This window comes from Massilimicrobiota sp. SW1139 (assembly GCF_012027715.1).
GTDB classification, from domain to species: domain Bacteria; phylum Bacillota_I; class Bacilli_A; order Erysipelotrichales; family Coprobacillaceae; genus Allocoprobacillus; species Allocoprobacillus merdigallinarum.
The window spans coordinates 20169-40749 of the sequence record NZ_SJOR01000008.1; the positions used below are offsets into that span (position 1 = coordinate 20169).

24 protein-coding genes and 1 pseudogene are annotated in these 20581 nt (G+C 32.7%); 18 read left to right on the plus strand and 7 right to left on the minus strand.

What is annotated here, in order from left to right:
- On the plus strand, positions 1-714 hold the full coding sequence (locus tag E0K96_RS06050) for an SDR family NAD(P)-dependent oxidoreductase (protein ID WP_168081903.1): 714 nt from the start codon (positions 1-3) through the stop codon (positions 712-714).
- Positions 715-746: 32 nt separating this feature from the next.
- Here the strand turns inward: E0K96_RS06050 and E0K96_RS06055 are convergent, their stop codons facing one another.
- Positions 747-1631 (minus strand): MurR/RpiR family transcriptional regulator, encoded by an 885-nt coding sequence (locus tag E0K96_RS06055; protein ID WP_168081905.1) that lies wholly within the window; start codon positions 1629-1631, stop codon positions 747-749.
- A gap of 199 nt (positions 1632-1830) precedes the next feature.
- Here E0K96_RS06055 and E0K96_RS06060 point away from each other — a divergent pair, with 199 nt between their 5' ends.
- The 7 genes from E0K96_RS06060 to E0K96_RS06090 all read left to right on the plus strand — a co-directional run bounded on the left by E0K96_RS06060 (position 1831) and on the right by E0K96_RS06090 (position 9555).
- Positions 1831-2937, plus strand: coding sequence for an aldo/keto reductase (locus tag E0K96_RS06060; protein WP_168081907.1), 1107 nt, complete (start codon positions 1831-1833; stop codon positions 2935-2937).
- 16 nt (positions 2938-2953) lie between these two features.
- Positions 2954-3535: a PTS sugar transporter subunit IIB gene (locus tag E0K96_RS06065; protein WP_168081909.1), complete on the plus strand. Its 582-nt coding sequence runs from the start codon at positions 2954-2956 to the stop codon at positions 3533-3535.
- 222 nt (positions 3536-3757) lie between these two features.
- A complete protein-coding gene (locus E0K96_RS06070; RefSeq protein ID WP_168081911.1) occupies positions 3758-5194 on the plus strand; it encodes a 6-phospho-beta-glucosidase in 1437 nt (478 codons plus the stop codon).
- Between the two features lie 144 nt (positions 5195-5338).
- Positions 5339-6292, plus strand: coding sequence for a sugar ABC transporter substrate-binding protein (locus tag E0K96_RS06075; RefSeq protein WP_168081913.1), 954 nt, complete (start codon positions 5339-5341; stop codon positions 6290-6292).
- Positions 6292-7581, plus strand: a complete 1290-nt coding sequence (locus E0K96_RS06080; RefSeq protein WP_168081915.1) for a sensor histidine kinase — start codon at positions 6292-6294, stop codon at positions 7579-7581. Before E0K96_RS06075 ends, E0K96_RS06080 begins: the two co-directional genes overlap by 1 nt.
- 20 nt (positions 7582-7601) lie before the next feature.
- Positions 7602-8276, plus strand: a complete 675-nt coding sequence (locus tag E0K96_RS06085) for a response regulator transcription factor (protein WP_087244262.1) — start codon at positions 7602-7604, stop codon at positions 8274-8276.
- The gene (locus tag E0K96_RS06090; protein WP_206080618.1) at positions 8269-9555 is read left to right on the plus strand and encodes an ABC transporter substrate-binding protein; all 1287 of its coding nucleotides are present in this window, start codon (positions 8269-8271) and stop codon (positions 9553-9555) included. The genes E0K96_RS06085 and E0K96_RS06090 overlap by 8 nt, the downstream gene beginning before the upstream one ends.
- A gap of 143 nt (positions 9556-9698) precedes the next feature.
- On the opposite strand, the gene E0K96_RS06095 is transcribed toward E0K96_RS06090, so the two are convergent.
- From E0K96_RS06095 to E0K96_RS06105, 3 genes are read right to left on the minus strand one after another with little or no spacing between them, the layout of a single operon-like run.
- A complete protein-coding gene (locus E0K96_RS06095) occupies positions 9699-10184 on the minus strand; it encodes an NADAR family protein (protein WP_168081917.1) in 486 nt (161 codons plus the stop codon).
- Position 10185: 1 nt separating this feature from the next.
- Complete coding sequence (locus tag E0K96_RS06100; RefSeq protein WP_168081919.1) at positions 10186-10602, minus strand: hypothetical protein; 417 nt, start codon at positions 10600-10602, stop codon at positions 10186-10188.
- Between the two features lie 6 nt (positions 10603-10608).
- Positions 10609-10770, minus strand: a complete 162-nt coding sequence (locus E0K96_RS06105) for a DUF3990 domain-containing protein (protein WP_206080620.1) — start codon at positions 10768-10770, stop codon at positions 10609-10611.
- A gap of 410 nt (positions 10771-11180) precedes the next feature.
- On the opposite strand from E0K96_RS06105, the gene E0K96_RS06110 reads away from it, so the two are divergent.
- The 8 genes from E0K96_RS06110 to E0K96_RS06145 all read left to right on the plus strand — a co-directional run bounded on the left by E0K96_RS06110 (position 11181) and on the right by E0K96_RS06145 (position 16821).
- Positions 11181-11603, plus strand: coding sequence for a PTS sugar transporter subunit IIA (locus tag E0K96_RS06110; protein WP_087244266.1), 423 nt, complete (start codon positions 11181-11183; stop codon positions 11601-11603).
- 14 nt (positions 11604-11617) lie between these two features.
- Positions 11618-12109, plus strand: coding sequence for a PTS sugar transporter subunit IIB (locus E0K96_RS06115; protein WP_087304355.1), 492 nt, complete (start codon positions 11618-11620; stop codon positions 12107-12109).
- A 25-nt stretch (positions 12110-12134) separates the two neighbouring features.
- Positions 12135-12977: a PTS mannose/fructose/sorbose/N-acetylgalactosamine transporter subunit IIC gene (locus E0K96_RS06120; RefSeq protein WP_168081921.1), complete on the plus strand. Its 843-nt coding sequence runs from the start codon at positions 12135-12137 to the stop codon at positions 12975-12977.
- Between the two features lies 1 nt (position 12978).
- Positions 12979-13812 carry a PTS system mannose/fructose/sorbose family transporter subunit IID gene (locus E0K96_RS06125; protein WP_168081923.1) on the plus strand — a complete coding sequence of 278 codons (834 nt, stop codon included), beginning with the start codon at positions 12979-12981 and terminating at the stop codon, positions 13810-13812.
- A gap of 17 nt (positions 13813-13829) precedes the next feature.
- Complete coding sequence (locus E0K96_RS06130) at positions 13830-14096, plus strand: hypothetical protein (protein ID WP_087297521.1); 267 nt, start codon at positions 13830-13832, stop codon at positions 14094-14096.
- Positions 14097-14141: 45 nt separating this feature from the next.
- Positions 14142-14948, plus strand: coding sequence for a Cof-type HAD-IIB family hydrolase (locus tag E0K96_RS06135; RefSeq protein ID WP_129739082.1), 807 nt, complete (start codon positions 14142-14144; stop codon positions 14946-14948).
- A 129-nt stretch (positions 14949-15077) separates the two neighbouring features.
- Positions 15078-15707, plus strand: a complete 630-nt coding sequence (locus tag E0K96_RS06140) for an NAD(P)-dependent oxidoreductase (RefSeq protein WP_087297523.1) — start codon at positions 15078-15080, stop codon at positions 15705-15707.
- 112 nt (positions 15708-15819) lie between these two features.
- A complete protein-coding gene (locus E0K96_RS06145; RefSeq protein WP_168081925.1) occupies positions 15820-16821 on the plus strand; it encodes a DUF362 domain-containing protein in 1002 nt (333 codons plus the stop codon).
- 33 nt (positions 16822-16854) lie between these two features.
- Here the strand turns inward: E0K96_RS06145 and E0K96_RS06150 are convergent, their stop codons facing one another.
- A complete protein-coding gene (locus E0K96_RS06150) occupies positions 16855-17148 on the minus strand; it encodes a hypothetical protein (RefSeq protein WP_087244274.1) in 294 nt (97 codons plus the stop codon).
- A gap of 423 nt (positions 17149-17571) precedes the next feature.
- Here E0K96_RS06150 and E0K96_RS12340 point away from each other — a divergent pair.
- Both E0K96_RS12340 and E0K96_RS06165 read left to right on the plus strand, forming a co-directional pair.
- Positions 17572-18360 (plus strand): annotated as a pseudogene (locus tag E0K96_RS12340) (amidase domain-containing protein).
- 1 nt (position 18361) lies between these two features.
- Positions 18362-18769, plus strand: coding sequence for a hypothetical protein (locus E0K96_RS06165; RefSeq protein ID WP_087297525.1), 408 nt, complete (start codon positions 18362-18364; stop codon positions 18767-18769).
- Positions 18770-18940: 171 nt separating this feature from the next.
- Here E0K96_RS06165 and E0K96_RS06170 read toward each other — a convergent pair whose 3' ends face one another.
- Both E0K96_RS06170 and E0K96_RS06175 read right to left on the minus strand, forming a co-directional pair.
- Positions 18941-19207, minus strand: a complete 267-nt coding sequence (locus E0K96_RS06170) for a hypothetical protein (RefSeq protein ID WP_168081929.1) — start codon at positions 19205-19207, stop codon at positions 18941-18943.
- Entirely contained in the window at positions 19128-20573 is a 1446-nt protein-coding gene (locus E0K96_RS06175) for an IS91 family transposase (protein WP_370519885.1), read from the minus strand. Before E0K96_RS06175 ends, E0K96_RS06170 begins: the two co-directional genes overlap by 80 nt.
- Positions 20574-20581 lie beyond the last annotated feature (8 nt).

The window sequence follows — 20581 nt, forward strand, 5'->3', positions numbered from 1 at the left end:
ATGGAATTTCAAGATAAGGTTGTGGTTGTGATAGGTGGCGCTAAAGGTATTGGAAAATGCATTGCTGAAATGTTTCAAAAAGAAGGAGCGCATGTTTGCATTATAGATACTGAAAAGAATGATTATTTTCAGGGTGACGTTGGCAGTCAAGATATTTTAAAACAGTTTCATCAAAAAGTGATTGATGATTATGGGCATATAGATTATTTGATTCATAACGCAAAACCACTGTTTAAAGGAATTGATGAATGTAGTTATGATGAATTTCAATATGCTTTATCTGTTGGTGTCACTGCTCCGTTTTATTTGACGAAATTATTTCAAGATGATTTTCATAAAGGAGCTTGTATTATCAATATTTCTTCATCAAGAGATGGGATGAGTCAGCCTCAAAGTGAAAGCTATAGTGCTGCCAAAGGTGGTATTCATGCTTTAACGCATAGTTTAGCTATGTCTTTGGCTGGAAAAGTACGTGTGAATTCTATTTCACCTGGATGGATTCAAACAGAATCAGACCAGACAGTTTATCAGGGAGCAGACGTTTTACAACATCCTGTCAAACGTATTGGAAAAGTTGAAGATATTGCTCATATGGTTTTATTTTTATGTAGTGATAAAGCTAGTTTTATCACAGGTGAAAACATCTGTATTGATGGTGGTATGACAAAACAGATGATTTATCATGGAGAACATGGATGGGAATATAAGGGATAGAAAAAGATATAGCGCAATGACTATATCTTTTTTTAAAATTCATCTTCTTTCATAATATCAATAGTTGAAAAGCGTCCTTTTTCAATCATTGAAGAAATCTTTGTTTTTCTTTCTACGTTTTGATCATAGTTTAATGCAAAGATGCAGGAATAAAGTAAATCTAATATATATTCAAAAGAAATATCAGTAGAAAAAGTTGCAATCTTTGAATAAAGCTTTTCTCTTGTACAAATTCTTAAAACCACATCTGCATGTTTAGAAACAGTGTTTTCACCAATGTTTGTTAAAGCGATGATGGGAATGCCATTGGCTTTTAAAGCTTGAATGACTCTTGAAAGAATGGGTGTTTCACCTGAATAAGAAACAATAATAGCACAAGATTGAGGTTCAGCATTCATAGCACTATAAACCAGTTCTCCTTGCAGATGACAGATCGTGACTTTCTTTTGGATTCTAGACATATTATGTGCAAACTCCTGTGAAATCAGACCATTGTTACTGACTGCAAAAACATAAATAGAAGACGCTTTACGAATGATTTGAACAGCTTTTTGTAAATCATCATGAGTCACAAGTGATAATGTATCATCAATGGCTTCTTTCTTTAAAGTCGCAAGTTTGGAAGCAATAGACATAATTGTATCATCATTGGTAAATGGAAAGTTTGCATCTACATCTAAAAAATGTGTTTCCAGATATTCTTCCTCTTTTAAATAAGCTTCTTTTAATTCATTCCATCCTTTGAATTTCATCTTATGTGCAATTCTGATTAAAGTAGAAGGTGAAGTATATGTAGCGTTTGCTATATCCTTGGTTGTCATATCCTTAATTTTCATTTTTTCTTTTAAAATAAAATCAATAATGACTCTTTCACTATGAGAAAAGTCACATCTTTCTAATCGTTCTCTAATTAACATGGATATCACCTCATTTTTATCATAGCATAATTTTTTTAAGGACTCTAGAATCACCCAAAGATTCAAAATGAATTTACAGAATTGTATATAAAAAACAACTTATTTGTAAATGGGGTTTTATTTCAATGAAATATCATTGTTTAATGAATCAAAAATCAATATGATAAAAGTGCTTATAAAAATGATAAGGAGGAATCGTATGTTATCAAATTCAAAATTAGGTTTTGGGTTAATGAGATTACCAAAAGACAAGCAAGGTCAAATCAAGTTAGATGAAGTCCAAAGAATGGTTGATTCTTATATGGAAAGAGGATTTAACTATTTTGATACAGCTTATGTATATGCGGGAAGTGAAGAAGCTATTCGTCAAACTTTAGTTGAAAAGTATCCAAGAGATGTTTATACATTAGCAGATAAGCTTCCTGCATGGAAATTAACTTGTCAGGAAGATGTTAAAAGGATCTTTCAAGAATCATTAAAGAGAACGGGTGTTGATTATTTTGATTTCTATCTATTGCATAGTGTTGAAAAGAGTCATTATCCAACATATGAAAAATATCAGTGTTTTGATTTTATTCAAGAAATGAAAAAGCAGGGAAAAATCAAATATATAGGATTCTCATTTCATGATGATGCTGATTTTTTAGACAAAGTTTTAACAGAGCATTCTGAAATAGATTTTGTACAGTTACAACTTAACTATTTAGATTGGGAAAATGGAGTCATTCAATCAAGAAAAAATTATGAAGTAGCTAGAAAACATCATAAACCCATTGTTGTGATGGAACCTATCAAAGGTGGAACACTGGCAAGCTTTTCTGATGATATTGAAAAAATATATAAAGATTACGCTCCTGAAAAATCTATAGCATCATGGGCTTTGCGTTATGTCGCATCCTTAGATGGTGTTATGACAATTTTATCAGGTATGTCCAATGCACAACAGATGAATGATAATTTGGATACGATGACTCATTTTGAAAAAATCAATAATGAAGAAGCCAAATTGATCAAACAAGTTACAGATCAGGTCTTATCATATCCAACCATTCCATGTACAAAATGTCGTTACTGTACACCAGGATGTCCAATGCATATTCAAATACCAGATTTATTTACAGCTTACAACAGTGCCAAAATGTATGGTGAAAATAGACGCTATGATACATACTATAAAGATCATAGCACAGGAGATTATCAACCCGCTAAAGCTTGCATTGCATGTGGACAATGTGAAAGTGTCTGTCCACAGCACTTAGAGATTATATCTTTACTCAAAGAAGTATCAGAAGTTTTTGATTCATAGAAAAGGAGATGGAATCATGAGTCGTGATTATTTATTTCGTTATTTTTATCGCTGGGTGAGCACAATGAAAAATGCACATATCTGTCATGACAAGAATATTGTGTGTTTTTGTAATGATAAATATCATGCTCATATCATATTTTATAAAGAGTTTAACATGATGGAATTATCTATTGAGGATAAATGGACTGAAAAGAATATGTTTTATTTACATTTTGAAATGATGGATATTTTATCAACCAGAAAAAACATTCTCTCTTTCTTCCAATTTCTAAAAGATGAAAATCATCACAATAAAGTAAATTCCTCTTTAAAACTTTCTTCTTTAAAAATATTAATCTGTTGTACATCAGGTTTAACAAGTCATTATTATGCCTCTTTAATGCAGCAGGCTCAACAAAATATCATTGTGGATGCTTATCCAATAATGAATGTAGAAGAGGTAGCAAATGATTATGATATCATCTTATTAGCACCTCAAGTGGCTTATATGTATCCAAGTTTAAAAAGAAAGTTTGGCAAAAAGGTTATGGAAGTAGAAGCCATGGATTTTGCGACAGGAAATGTTAATCATACTTTAGAAAGTATATTTGTATAGATGTTTTTAACGATGCGTAATAATCATAATTTAATATATGTTTATATGATTTTCTTCTGTTATTTTGTTAAAATTATGTGTTCATCTTATCAAATATTTCCATTATAGATGGTTTTGTTGGGCTTAAAAAAACCAATAAGATGAAAAGATATTGATATCAATAAAAATATACTTATAATAAAATTATAAGCTTATATTTTATATGAGGAAAGGAGAAAGAAGATGGTATTAAGTAAAGATTTTTTATGGGGTGGAGCTTTAGCTGCCCATCAATTTGAAGGTGGTGTTTTAGAAACATCAAAAGGTTTGAGTGTGGCAGATGTCATGACGGCAGGAGCACATGGTGTGCCTAGAGAAATTACGGATGGTGTGATTGAAGGAAAATACTATCCTAATCATGTTGGGATTGATTTCTATCATCATTATAAAGAAGATATTGCCATGTTTGCTGATATGGGCTTTAAATGTTTTAGAACATCTATTGCTTGGACACGTATCTTTCCATTAGGTGATGAAGAAGAACCTAATGAAGAAGGATTACAGTTTTATGATGATGTTTTTGATGAATTATTAAAATATGGTATTGAACCCGTTATTACTTTATCTCATTTTGAAATGCCATATCATTTAGCCAAAGAATATGGTGGATTCATGAACAGAAAGACAATTGATTTCTTTGTGAAATTCGCAAAGGTCTGCTTTGAAAGATATAAAGATAAAGTCAAATATTGGATGACTTTCAATGAAATCAACAATCAGATGAATTATAAGAATGATATCTTCGGATGGACAAACAGTGGAGTTCATTTTGGAGATTATGATAATCCAGAGGAAGCCATGTATAAATGCGCTCATCATACCCTAGTTGCCAGTGCTCTAGCGGTTAAAGCTGGAAAAGAAATTAATCCTAATTTTCAAATTGGAAATATGATAGCCATGGTACCAATTTATCCATATTCATGTCGTCCTGCAGATATGGTGTTATCAGTTCAAATGATGCATGATCGCTGGTTCTTCTGTGATGTACAATGTCGTGGACATTATCCAGCTTATGCTTTAAAGATGTTTGAAAGAAAAGGATTTGATATTAATATTACAGAAGAAGATAAAAAAATCTTAGCAGAGGGAACAGTGGATTATATTGGATTCAGTTATTATATGACAAACACTGTAGATTCAACAGCGCACAAAGATGTTTCTAAGGCAACAGATGGTTCTAGTGAATACAGTGTAGAAAATCCATATGTCAAAGTTTCTGACTGGGGATGGGCTATTGATCCAGAAGGATTAAGATATGCCTTGAATATTTTCTATGAAAGATATGAAAAACCATTATTCATTGTAGAAAATGGATTTGGCGCAATAGATGTTAAAGAAGCAGATGGTTCATGCCATGATCCATATCGTATTGCTTATTTAAGAGCGCATATTGAAGAAATGAAGAAAGCAGTAGAAGAAGATGGCGTAGATTTAATGGGATATACACCATGGGGATGTATTGACTGTGTTTCATTTACAACAGGAGAAATGAAAAAACGTTATGGATTTATTTATGTAGATAGAGATAATGAAGGACATGGAACATTAGAAAGAAGTAAAAAAGATTCTTATGATTGGTATAAGAAAGTCATTGCTTCTAATGGTGAAGATTTAGATTAATCAAAAAGAGAATACAATATTAAAAAGAGGTTCCAAGATTTTCTTGGAGCTTTTTTTGTAAAAAATCTTTGACTTGAAAATATTTATTATTGAGAATATTTAAAAAAATAGATAAGATAGAATTATGGGAAAAGTGGTGAAATCATGGTTAAAAACAATTTAAAATCATTAATAGTGATTTTAGGCATCATTGGAGCATTGATGATAGGCATTATTTATTATCATTATCAATATCCCAATACACAAAATCGCATATTTGGTGTGACATACATGACAATGAATAATCCTTTTTATGAAGTTATCAACAATGAGTTATTGAAAGCAATAGAAGACAATGGCGATCAGCTTCTTGTCAGAGATCCTGCTTTAGATGTGGATAAACAAATAGAACAGATATACTCATTTATTGATTATCATGTAGATGGTATTTTTATTAATCCCATTGATTCTGAGAAAATTACACCAGCATTAGAAGCGGCTCATCAAGCTGGAATACCTGTTATTGTTGTGGATGCACCTGTTAAAAATGAAGAACTTGTGAATTGTACAATTGTTTCAGATAATTATGATGCAGGGGTACAATGTGCCAATGATATGATGAAAAGATTTGATTCTGCGCGCATTGTTTTGTTGAAACATACAAATGTCAAATCTGCGAAAGATCGTATAGATGGTTTTTTAGATACAATAGACGGATTATCACAATATCAAGTTGTAGATGAAGGTGAGTGTGAAGGACAGGTAGAACTGGCGATGCCTTTAATGGAAGATATATTACAGCGTCAATCAAATATTGATGTTGTCATGGCATTGAATGATCCAAGTGCTTTAGGAGCTTTGGCTGCATTGGAAGCACATCATCAGGAAAATACAGTTGTTTATGGAGTCGATGGAACACCTGATATGAAAACACTTATAGGTGATCATGCAATGATAGCTGGAACAGTCGCTCAATCACCTATTTCTATTGGGAATCTGGCAGCAGAAAAAATGTATGAATACTTAGCAGGAAAAGATATTGAAAATGAAGTTGTCATACCTGTTCAACTGATTAATGAAGATAATATTGAAATATATGATGAAACGGGGTGGCAATAATGCAATATTCTTATCAGCGTTTATTATCATTTTTAAGAAATGCAATGACGATATTGAATATGTTGATTGTTGTTTTTTATGGCAGTGTTATTCTTTTGACAACGCAATATATTGTTTCCACACGTTTGGCTAGGGATTTTTTAGATCGGATTACGCATCTTCCACATCAGCCCATTGTTGCATTTTTTGGTTCATTGATGTTGTATGGTATATTTATCTTTATTATGTATAGTCGTAGTGAAAAAGTAATTGCGCATAAAAGACTCAATTTTATTTATAGTTTTATTGAAATGATTGTGAGTTTTACTTTGATTTATTTTTTGTATATGGGATATAATGGTATCTTGTTGCTTGTTTTTTGTGATTGTATATTTCATTTAAGAGATGGAAGATATTCTAAGTGGTTTATTTGGGTTTTGGTTGTGGCTTATTTAATATCTAGTTATGATGTTTTTTCGGCTATTTTTCCATTGACAAGTATAAATGAATATTTTCAAATCTATGGATCACAAATTAATGGTATCTTTATGATGAGTAAGTCATGTTTAGAAACGCTCAATATGATATTGTTTATTGCTTTTATGATTGTTTATCTGGTAGATGAAATACAAAAGAATCAGCATATTTCTCAAGAATTGGATATGGTGCATCAGGTGAATAAAGAATTAGAAAATTATGCAGCCATTACCGAAAAAATTGGAGAAAACAATGAAAGAAAACGTCTGGCTAGAGAAATCCATGATACTTTAGGTCATGCCTTGACGGGAATAGCAGCAGGAGTGGATGCTTGTATTGCGATGATTGATCAAAATCCTAAAGCAACGAAAGCACAGCTACAAGTTATTTCAAAAGTTGTCAGGCAGGGCATTAAAGATGTTCGTAATTCTTTAAATAAGTTAAGACCAGGAGCTTTAGAAGAACATAGTTTAAAAGAAGCTATAGAACGTATGATAGGTGAATTTTCCAGTGTAAGTGATCTGACGATTGCATTAGAGTATGAACTAGAAAATATAGATCTGGAAAAAACAAAAGAAGATATTTTATTTAGAATTATACAGGAATCTATTACGAATGCTTTGCGTCATGGACATGCGACAGAAGTTTATATTCATCTTTATCAGGAAAATCATTTCTTATATCTCAAAATACAAGATAATGGAATTGGTTGTGATCATGTCCATTATGGATTTGGCTTAACACAAATGAGAGAACGTCTTGCGGTTATTAATGGTCAGGTAGAGTTTGATGGTCATCATGGCTTTTTGACAATCGCTAAAATACCAGTATAAGTAAGAGGAGAGGACAGATAATGATTAAAGTGATTATTGCAGATGATCAGGAATTGATTAGAGAATCTTTAAAAATTGTATTAGGGACACATGAAGATATCCAGGTTGTAGATGTTGCATCGGATGGGTTTGAAGTGATTCATATTCTTGAACAAGAAACAGCTGATGTCATTTTGATGGATATTCGTATGCCAGGAATGGATGGTGTTCACTGTACAAAAATTGTGAAGGAAAAATATCCTCAAACAAAAATTATTATTTTGACAACATTTGATGATGACGATTTCGTATTTAGTGCGCTTAAATATGGAGCGAGTGGTTATTTATTGAAAGGTGTAGGAATGGATGAGCTTTATCAGGCTATTGTCACTGTGAATAGTGGTGGAGCTATGATTAATCCCGATATTGCCACGAAAGTTTTCAGCATGTTTTCTAAAATGACACAAAATAATTATGCAATTCAGGTTGATGAAGAGGCTATTCAAGATATTAGTCATCCTGAATGGCGAGTGATTCAACAAGTTGCATTTGGATTATCCAATAAAGAAATAGCACAAAAGCTTTTCCTATCAGAAGGAACAGTAAGAAATTATTTAAGTTCGATTTTATCTAAATTAAATTTAAGAGATCGAACACAACTGGCAATATGGGCGGTACAAACAGGTATTACGACAAAGGATTTTAGCGATGAGTAGAAAAAAGATAGTCTGTATACTGGTTGTATTGGGATGTCTTTTATGTGTTGTTTGGCGCCCTCAACGCATAACTTTAAAAGTTGTTATTTTTGCTGGAAGTAACTGGGATGTACCTAATGGTGATTGTTATAAAATTATTGATCAGGCTATTGAAAGATATGAAGAGGAAAATCCTGATATTCATATTGAATATGAAAGTGGTATTTTAAAAGATGATTATTCAGAATGGTTATCTGCTCAATATTTAAAAGGAGAAGAACCAGACATCTTTATGGTCTTAAGTGAAGATTTTAATACTTTAAGTGCGCTAGGTGCATTAAAGAACTTAGATGATTTTATGCAAAAAGATAGTCAGTTTCATAGCGATGATTACTATGAAAATGCCTTGCTTGCAGGGCAATATCAGCATCATCAGTATGCTTTGCCTTATGAAAGTAATCCAACATTAATGTTTGTGAATCAAACATTACTGCAAAAAGAAAATATAGATCTTCCAAGTAATGACTGGACTTTAGATGATTTTTATAATATCTGTCAACAAGTAACAAAAGATACGAATAATGATGGACAGATTGATCAATATGGTTGTTATAATTATGATTGGTTAGACTCTGTTTATAGTCATGAAGTTAGTTTGTTTGATGAAACAGGTCAGACATGTTATTTAAACCAGGAACCTGTAAAAAATGCGATTGCTTTCATTCAGAGATTGAATCAATTGAATAAAGGCTATACAGTGACTTCTCAGGATTTTGATACAGGGAAGGTGGCATTTTCTCCGATGCCTTTTGCACAATATCGTACTTATAAGCCTTATCCTTATCGTGTTCAAAAATATTCTCAGTTTGAATGGGATTGTGTTCCTATGCCTGGGATGACAGAAAGTCGTAGTGAAGTGTCTTCATTATTGATGGGTATTTCTGCTCGTACATCTTATGGACAGCAGGCCTGGGATTTTTTAAAACTACTAACATATGATCAAGAAACGCAAGAAAGTCTTTTTCGCTATTCACAGGGAATATCATCTTTAAAAACTGTTATTCAATCAACTGAAGCATTAAGTCTACTCAACGAAGAATCCTTAGGAGATACGCAAGTTGATTTAAGCTTGTTGAATGATGTTATGGAAAATGCTATGAATCAAAATCAATTTCGAAAATATAATGCCACTCTAACAATGATGGATACACAGATACAACAGATGATACAAAATAATGAAGATTTAGATTTATCATTAATGTCTTTACAAAATGAAGTTAATGAATATTTAAGAGAATAAAGCATCAAAAATTGTATATTTTTCTAACTTGTTTATGATTTATAATGAGTCATGAAAAAATAAGAGATTTCAACAATGATTTTACGCTATCATTTAAGAAATCTCTTTTTATATTTCGTTATTATATTCTTTTATATCTGTAATTAGAGGCTTTCTCTTATTTTGTTTCTCACCATCATAAGACTATATCCTAGTAAATTTTTACCCTTCCAATAAGACATATCATATCTTTTTTTATCATTCATTGACAAACCAATACCCCAGATTTTATCGCCAACAGCGCATTCAGCCAATATAGTTTCTTGTGTGTTTAATAATTCTATTTTTAATTGTTCATTTTGTGAAAATTTAGCTAATAAACCTTCATAAATAATAATTTGCCTGATACCATTCCAATAAGATTCATTATAATTGGAAACTTCTCTTCCTAACGCTTTGATAGTGGCAGGATTATCAGTAGATAGTATTTTTTCAGCTATTTCATGATCATGAAAATATTTAGCTTTCATATACATCATGTATTGTTCCATAGAAGAAAAGGACATATCATGTATAGTAAACTGTGATATGTACCAATTGCTTAAATATCCATTTTCTTCATCTGGGTTATGAAAGAAAACAAAATCCATATTAGTATTCACCCACTTTCTTAACTGCTAATTCTAAATCTAAATCATGAAGACCAGGATATGCGTGAATGAGATAATTTACGTGAATCTTTTCTACGATTAAAGAACTAGGGATATTATAAAACCATTGATAATAGGCATAAAACTCGCCAATCCAATCAGGAATAAATCCTGGGATAGTTTCACCATCTTTTATGTCAACATCTTCTGTAGTATAAAAATAATTCCATAATTCTTCAAAATCCATAGTCATAACATATGCTTTTGAATCGTCAATACTTTTTCTTGTTTTACTTTTCATATAAGTGACTATAAAATCTTCCGTACTTTTATTTGGATATGTTTGAGCAAAGTAGTCAAATAATCTTCCTTGATTTTCAACAACATCATCTACATAAGCTTCCGAATATGCATGCATTATTCATCACCTCTTGTCATTTGGCCTACATACAGCCCATTCTTTAGCTAATTCTAAATTATCAGTTAGGTAAAATCCTCTACCATAATCATGCTTATCTTCTCCATAGCCATAAGTAGGCTTAATCATTTTATGAGGACTTCCATGATATAAAATAATTTTCGTCATATGATCTGTTCCTTTCTTTTCAACTGAGTTAATAATGATAAAACTATACTGAAAACTTATCCATGTGGAAAGTCATTTATGACAGCAATAACATAGCTCCATCTTGTTGTATAAATATGAGTGTTTTCTCATCTTTCTTGTTAATTACTTTGAATATTTCATGATGAGATTTATATTGATAAAATATCCCATTCTATAATAACAATTCATTCTTCTTATGGATAATTTTGCTATATGTTTTTATTGAGTACAAGAGTTAATTGTTAAGAAAAGAAATTTATTAAAAAAGCATGACAAATGTCATATTTGTTTCTATCATCTGTCATGATAAAAATGTGACAATAGACAGATGGAATGAAAGGGCTTAATTGATACAATAATGGTGTCAAAAAGAGGAGGGGAAAAAAGAAATGAAATACTTAGTCTTGGTAAGTCATGGACAATTTGCTGATGGATTAAAAGATGCACTTTCCATGTTAGCAGGAGAACGTGATGATGTTTTATCAGCTGGTTTAAAAAATGGAAAAAGTGCTGATGAATTCGCTGAAGAATTTTCACATGTTATTGAGGGTATTCATCAAGATGATGAAATCATTTTATTAGGTGATTTGATTGGTGGATCTCCACTGACAACAGCTATGAATGTAATCGCTGAAAAAGGATTAAGTGAACATTGTACAACAATAGGTGGAATGAATTTACCACTTGCTTTAACAACAGTATTGATGAAAGATACAATGGCACGTGATGACCTTGTTGTACAAGTTTTAAATGAAGCACAAAGTGCTTTAAAAGAATTTAAAGTTGTTAATGATGATGAAGATGATATTTAAAGGAGGAGAATAATATGTCAGTTTCATTTATTCGTATTGATGATCGTATGATTCATGGGCAAACATGCACACGTTGGGCTCGTGAATATCCATGTGATGGATTGATTGCTGTGAATGATAAAGCAGCTAAAAATGATGTGTTAAAAGCTGCTTATAAAGCTGCCAGTGGAAAGAAAACATTTGTCTGGACATTGGATGACTTTCAAAAAAAGGCACAAAAGGTTTTAGATAGTGATACAAGATATTTCTTGATTACTAAAAACCCAGTTGATATGTGTAAAATTTTAGTGGATCAAGGGTTCAAATGTGGTATTGATACAGTCATTGTTGGACCATGTAATGATCGAGAAGGGGCAGTCAAATTAGGAAATAACCAGTCTATTACACAAGAAGAAGCAGATGCTTTCGAGAAAATGGCTAAAGCTGGTTATAAAATCAAATTTGCCTTATTACCAGATGTTTCTATTGGAACATGGGATGATTTTAAAGGAAAATTTGGATATTAAAAAATAAAGGGGAGGTTTCATTATTATGGAAATTAGTTGGATTCAAGCTGCCTTACTTGGACTCTTTGCCTGTTTATCAAGTATGCCAGGTTTAGGTGGAACATCAATTGGTAACTACACTTTAGGTAGACCATTAATTGGTGGATTGGTATGTGGTATTATTTTAGGAGATATTTATTCAGGTATTTTAGTTGGGGTAGCGATGCAAGTCGTTTATATTGCTTTAGTTACACCTGGAGGAACTGTTTCAGCTGACGTTCGTGCTGTAAGTTACATTGGAATTCCACTAGCTATGATTGCATTAAAGAGCTATGGTATAGATGCCGGAAGTGCAGATGGACAAGCTATGGCAACTTCATTTGGAACAATGGTTGGAACTTTAGGAACTGTTTTGTTTTATGGAACAGCAACAATCAATCTTGTATGGCAACATATGGGATGGCGTGCTGTAGAAAAAGGTAATTTCAATAAATTATATGTTGTCAATATGGGATTACCTTGGATTTCACATATTCTTTGTTCATTTATCCCAACTTTGATTATGTGTAAGATGGGAGCTCCAATGGTAGAATTAATTAAAAATTATTTACCAATGGATGGTATTGCAATGATGACATTATTTACTGTTGGATCATTACTTCCATGTGTTGGAATTGCGATTTTATTGAAACAGATTGCAACAAAAGCAGTTGACTTTATTCCATTCTTCTTTGGATTTACTCTAGCAGCAGCATTAGGTATTAACCTTGTATCTGCAACAGTGATTGCCGGAATGTTTGCTTTAATTAACTATCGTATTAAAATGTTAGCAATCAATAAGCCAGCAGCTGCATCAGAAGCTGATGATGATGACGAGGAGGATATTTAAGATGGAAAAGAAATTAACAAAAAAGACTCTGACAAAGTCATTTCATAATTGGTATTATGGAAACTTAACATGTTTCTCTCAGGAACATATGCAAACTTTTGGATATTTATGTTCAATGCTTCCTATTGTTAATGAATTGTATGACAAGCAGGAAGATAAAGCCAAAGCTATGCAAACTTATACAGCTTTCTTTAATACAGAACCACAAATTGGTTCAGTCATTGTTGGTATGACAGCTGGTTTGGAAGAAGCGCGTGCCAATGGTGATGATGTAGATGATGAAACAATTAATGGTTTACGTGCTGGGTTAATGGGACCTCTAGCCGGAATTGGAGATTCATTAGTTGTTGGTACAGTCATTCCTATTTTATTAGGTGTTGCATTAGGAATGTCTGGTGGAGGATCACCTTTAGGAGCTATCTTCTATATCATTGTTTGGAACTTATTTGCTTACTTTGGAATGAAATTCTTATATTTCAAAGGATATGAATTAGGTGGTAAAGCTGTTGATTTCTTAGTTGGACCTCAAGGAGAGGCTTTAAGAGAATCAATTACAATGTTAGGTGGTATTGTTATTGGGGCTGTTGCAGCTACTTGGGTATCAGTGGAAACAAGTTTTACTTTAATAGCTAAAGGAGCAACAGAACCATACTTGAATTTACAAAAAACATTAGATAGTGTTTATCCAGGATTTTTAACAGCTGCATTTGTTATGCTTTGCTGGTATTTACTTGCTAAAAGAAAAATGTCACCAATCAAAGTTATGTTATTACTTGTTGTGATTGCATTTGTTGGTGTATTAGTTGGATTCTTTAATCCAGGTTTACAATATTAATCAAAGGAGACGATATCATGGATGCCAAACTGAAAAAAGCATATATAGCAGAAGTACAATATCAAACAAAAATGTTAAATCATTTAAAAAAATGGTTAAGAAATCTTATTATATTTTCTTCAATTTCTTTCGTTCTTGTTCTATTTGGTTCATCCATTCATCCATTTATACAAGTTCTAGGAGTTATACTTTTGATTATCAGCATCCTCTCTTGTGCTCTTGTAGGACTTGGCTATAAAAACGGATATGATAACGTTCAAAAAATCATTAATCAGATCAAATAGTGGATTGTTATTAAACAATCCCTTTTTGTATAAAGGAGAAATATTATGTATCAGGTTATTTTTAGTGATGTTGATGGAACACTTTTAAATCAAAATCATCAAGTCACACCATTGACACAAAAAGCACTTCATCAATTGATGGAAAGAAATATTCCTTTTGTTGTGGTTTCAGCACGTAGTCCATCAGGTATTTTCCCTATACTTAAAGATTATCAATTGAAAGCATCAATTATTGCCTATAATGGAGCTTTGGTTATGGATCAGCAGCGACATATTTTAGCAGAAAAAGGTATGGTCACGACAACAGCATTACAAGTTTTAAAAGAACTGGAAACATTTGATGTCGCATGGTGTGTTTATTCTTTTGATCAATGGTTTGTTAAAAGTCGTCATGATGAGCGTATTTTAAGAGAAGAAAGTATAGTGAAAGCACAATCTTTAGAAGCCACTCTAGAAGACTTACAGACATTATCAACAGTTCATAAAATTCTTTGCATTTGTCATTCATCAGATATTTTCACCATCGAACAACATCTCCAACAAGCTTTTCCTCAATGTACGATTGTTCGATCTTCTGATATTCTGATTGAAATTGTAGATTTAGGAATTAATAAAGCCAAAGCAGTTCAAAAGCTTTGTCAATTATGGCATATACCATTAAAAAATGTTGTTGCATTTGGCGACCAGTATAATGATTTAGATATGTTGATGGAAGTTGGTTATGGTTGGGCAATGGGGAATGCTCCTGTAGATATTCAAAAGAAAGTCGGAAGAGTCACTCAGGATAATAATCATGATGGCATTTATCATGCTTTAAAAAGTTTAGATAAAAAGGAAGAACATGGGATGTAATACATTTCATGTTTTTTTGACGGGAAAAATAATAAAATAATTACATTGTAACTATTGGCATTACAACAGAAGGGATATATAATGAAGTTGTAATAAGAAAGGTTACAACAAAACAAAGGAGGAAAACTTATGAAAATTGCAGTTGTTTGTGCCAACGGAAGAGTTGGAAGATTAGTTGTTAAGGAAGCGGTAGAAAGAGGGTTGGATGTAACAGCCGTTGTTAGAGAAGATAATCAAAGTGTTGCCCCTCATGTGATCAAGAAAGATTTATATGATCTTACAAAGGAAGATTTAGCAAGTTTTGATGTTGTGGTAGATGCATTTGGTGCATGGGCTCCAGAAGAACTTCCAGGACATAGTACGTCATTAAAACATTTATGTGATATTTTATCTGGAACAGACATCAGATTATGTATTGTTGGTGGCGCAGGAAGTTTATATGTGAATAAAGAGCATACATTACAGGTTATGGATGGTGAAGATTTCCCTGCAGAATTCAAACCATTAGCTTCTGCACAAGGAAAAGCTTTAGATGAATTAAGAGAAAGATATGATGTCAAATGGACATTTATCAGTCCAGCTGGAGATTTCCAGGCTGAAGGAGAAAGAACTGGTCAATATATTTTAGGTGGAGAAGAATTGACATTGAATGAAAAAGGAGAAAGCATTATTTCATATGCTGACTATGCTATTGCAATGGTAGATGAAATCACAAAAGGAAATCATATCCAACAAAGAATCAGTGTTGTGAGAAAATAAGTCCGATCATTTCGGACTTTTTTCGTATCTTGTTTATCTTTTTTATGAGTGCTATAATTTGATTAATGGAAATAGAATTTTAAGAATATCCATATTGAGAGGAGGAAAAAAGATGTCAAATCAAAAACCTATTCCAGGAACAAATGGAAATCATTATGTACCTTACAATGAAAGAAGTGGAAAAGAATCTATCGTTTATTTTACAAGAGATCTTTCAGCAAAAGGATTATTAAAAGTTTATAATCGTATACAGGAACATTTAAATGGAAAAGTTGCAGTGAAGCTTCATACAGGAGAACAACATGGACCTAATATTATTCCTCGTCCGTGGGTAGAAGAGCTAATCAAAACACAGTTACCAGATGCGACAATTGTGGAAACAAATACGTATTATGAAGGAGATCGTTATACAACAGATCAGCATCTTGAAACATTAAAAGTGAATGGATGGACATTCTGTCCAGTTGATATTATGGATGCTGATGGAACAGTCGATTTACCAGTGAAAGATGGAAAATGGTTTGATCATATGACAATGGGAAAGAACATTGTGAACTATGATTCTATGCTTGTTTTAACGCATTTTAAAGGACATACACAAGGAGGTTTTGGAGGATCCAATAAAAATATTGGTATTGGCTGTGCTGATGGACGTGTTGGAAAAGCTATGATTCATACCACACCTGGTTCTGATGATATGTGGGATATTGCGAAAGAAGAATTTATGGAACGTATGACAGAATCAGCAAAAGCTATTGTTGATCACTTTGGAGATCAGATTGTCTTTATCAATGTGATGCGTAATATGTCTGTTTCTTGCGACTGTGAAGGAACAGCTGCAGCACCAGTTGTGACACCAAATGTTGGTATCTTAGCTTCATTAGATATCCTTGCGATTGATCAGGCATCAGTAGATTTAGTTTACGCCATGAAAGAAGAAGACCATCATGATTTGGTTGAAAGAATAGAAACACGTCATGGTTTACGTCAATTATCATATATGAAAGAATTACACATGGGAAATGATAAATATCTTCTTATTGATGTAGATCATGATGATCAACAAATCTCTTTAGAAGATGCTGTTAAAGATGTTGTTCCTTTTACAAAGTAATATAAGTTCAGGGAGTTTTTCCTTGAACTTTTTTTATGCACAGGCAATCAATGACAGAACATCATCAAAGGACATATTATTCATATCGTTGACATATCTTTCCATACGTTGAGCATAATCTTCTTCGCTCATATTATCCGGATTATCCAAGTGTATAGTCTTCTCTATGACAGGACTATATTTTCCTTCATCGGTTCCATATCCTAGATAGTCTGTATAATAGACAAAGTGCTGTTTATTGTCTTTATCTGTATGTAAATATAATGAAAGTCCTAGATTGATATTATTCTTTTCTACCATAATAGAATTAATAAGTTTAACTGACAATATTTTCCCTCCGCCAACAACAAAAGGAGTCTATGAGACTCCTGTGGCAAGGAATAGTATATCACATTAAATGCTTGTTGGATGAAATTTATCAAAAAAATTGTTCATAAAACTTTCATATTTTTTCCATCTATTATCCACATTTTTATAATAATATGAATTTATAAAGTGGAAAGGAGAAAAACAATGAAGAAAGTATTTACGATGATTTTATCAGGTATCATGGTGTTTTCAATAACAATCGGAAACGTTATGGCTTCAAATGAAAATCCTGCCATACAGTATACAGAAAACACCATAAATAATCCATATTTAGAATTGAATGAGATTATTCCTGTAATCAATGAAAAAAGTATTGAATTGAAGGGAACGACGAATCCGTTATATTGGGAGTTTAAGAATTTTGATAATGCTATTGATATCATGAAATCCTATAATCAGGATAAAATCGACTTATCAGAATTAACGATTCAAAATTGTGAAAAATATGCAGAGGAATTCGAAAAGTTATATACAATAGATGAAGTGGCTCAAGATAAACAGCTTAAGATTTTAAGTCAATTTTTTACAGTCTGTAGAAATCATATTATGAACAAAGAAATATTAAGTCTATATAATCAAAAAGATTATCAATTTGATGAATTAGTGATATTGTTACCATACACGAGTCCAGTCATTGAAAAGATTATAAATTCAAATGCAACTTTAAGAATGGCTCCAAGAAGTATAAGTGCAAGAGATAGAAGAATCATGCAGCAAAATAGATACGCAAGGGTATATGGCGATAAACCAAATACAAAAAAGTATAAGTATTATCAAGGAGATAATAGGGGAGATTGTACAAACTTTGTTTCACAGATTTTAGTTGCTGGAGGAATAAAAACAAATAACACATGGAAACCTTATACAAGAACCTGAGTAAATGCACATGCTTTTGTTTTATACTGGTATATGAAAACAGGAGCTAAAAATGGATATCCTAACTTTGCTTCAATATCTAAGAGTCTTAAAGCAGGAGATATTATAGGAGCTGATTGGGGTGGAGATGGCCATTATGACCATTGTGCATATGTTGTTGCTGACGGACCTAAAACATCAGCCGGATATTATGATGTGACGATTGCACAACATACTCCAAATTATGTTGCAAAAGCTTCTCAGAAAGGTTGGAAGGATTTAAAGAAAGGATTATATGTAAGATTAAGAATATAGTATGAAAAATAAAACAAAAGGAATCATATTAGGACTGATTGTCGCTATATCACTTGTTGCTATGTTTTTGAATCAACCCATCAAAACAAAAAAAGAAATTCGTTATAACGAAACACATAAAGAAGAAGATGTCCATATGATTATGGACGACGCCATCAAAAGTTATAAGAACGATAATTCAAAAGTCTATAGCGTGTATTATGACGAGAATAAAAGCAAAGAAATGGAAGCTGAGTATGTCAAAAAAGGCAGTTATCGAGAAGTGATAATCGTCTATGTGGAATTTAAGACTTCGTTTTTCAATGCTCCTGAGCAATTAGGCAATAATCACTATTATTTTGATTATATGTATATAGCCGGAAAGACTGCAGAGGCGACTTGGGAATGGATTGATGGAGGATATGTTTAATAGTTTCAAAAAATCAATTGGTAGTTATTTCTAACTACCTTTTTTATATTATAGGAATTTGGTTTCGTTTGGTTGATAAACGCTTAAAGCAAATATTAACAATGAGCAAAATAAAAAGTAATGCACCAGCATTACTCTATTTTTCTGCATGCAAAAACGTAACCAGATATATCATTTCTTGACCTGGTGCATTGTTCCTTTTCCACATTTCATGCAGATGCATGACAGTTCATCTTCTTCATCAGCCTCCGCTATTTCACTTAATATGTATCCGTCAAGTTCCATTTCACATCCGCATCTGTCACATTTCATAAGTACCTTATATGACTCATATGTGTCATCATGGAGAAGCATTTCATCAACTTCTTCTGGCGTTAATGGTTTGACTTCTGAGATATTTTGATGTGTAGATGCATCTTTCTTTGTACGGGATGTCATTCTTCCGTCCTCCTTCGAAGGGATTATATGTTTCAGCATAATTCATGATCATTCCACATCTGCATTTGATGGGATCCCTCTGAAATGATTGTATCATAAAATAACGGAAATGTGTCTTCTGGATTTGAATTTTTGCGATGGCCTGTCTTTCCTTTTTGTACTGTGTTTCCTTTTTCTGCTTATGAGCCAGAAGCTCAGCCATTCTATTGTAATGTCTAGTCGACCTGTTGGAATAGAATCCATAGTAGCGAGTCATCTTGAAGTTTTCATCCGGACAGTGTCTGATGACTTTTTGGATGAATCTCTCAACTCTTTCAGTGACATCGATTCTTTTGTCATCCTCATGACGATTATAGAACCAATGAATCATTTTGGTCGTGTCGTTATATTCTACAATTCTGCTTTCTGCCATGACAGGTCTGTTGGTATAGCGTGTTATATATGCGACGGTATCATCAACATCATCTTCGCTCTGGTCTTTTTTTGGTTCTTTGGCATAGACATAGAAACCATCGGGATAGTTTTTATACAGAGAATTTTTAAGTGCATGGAATTGTCTTGTGTTGATTTTCCTGTCAAGAAGGTCAAGGATCTGAAACATCCAGGTTTTTCTGAGCTTGTTGAAATCCATATAGGAAAGGCTTTTGATGGAGTCCTTCCTGAGATTGAGGGCATCCTGACAGACAAGCATATGGATATGAGGATTGAATTCAAGGGGTCTGCCAAAAGTATGAAGGGTAGAGATGGCACCAAAAACAACATTATCCTTTGTATCCTTATAGAGATAGGGGGAAGAGGATTTTCGGAGCTTTCTGTGTTTTTCGAGTCTTTTGTTTTTTCTGAACTTTGCATCGTTGGCAAGAGCGCTGATGGTATTTCTGGAAGCGATGAATAAAAGGTCGAGGAGAGAACGATCTCTGATGAAATAATCACGGAGCTCTTGGGCGACAGTAAAAACGATATGGCGATGCTTGCAGGAGAAAGTCATGGCAGAGATGGAAATGGAACGCTGTTTAGCAGATTTAGAGGCACACTTAGAGCAGAACCTGGATTTGCAGGTATGAGGGATGGTCGTTTCAAAACCGCAGTCAGGACATTCATACGTATCAAAACCAAGATAGATGAAACCACAGAGGATAGTATCGAGAACATTCTTATAAGTCACATCACGCATTCTATTGTCATTGTAAAGCTTGGTAATATAATCGATATTATCAAAAAATATATAACCAAAAGATTCTTTAGTATTCTTTCTTATATAAGAAGATAAGACAGCAGAATCGTATAAAAGAGTATCAGGAGTAGAGAGATCAATCATAAGAACACCACCTAAGATGATTATACAATACAAAAAAGCGATAATCATCAAAGATG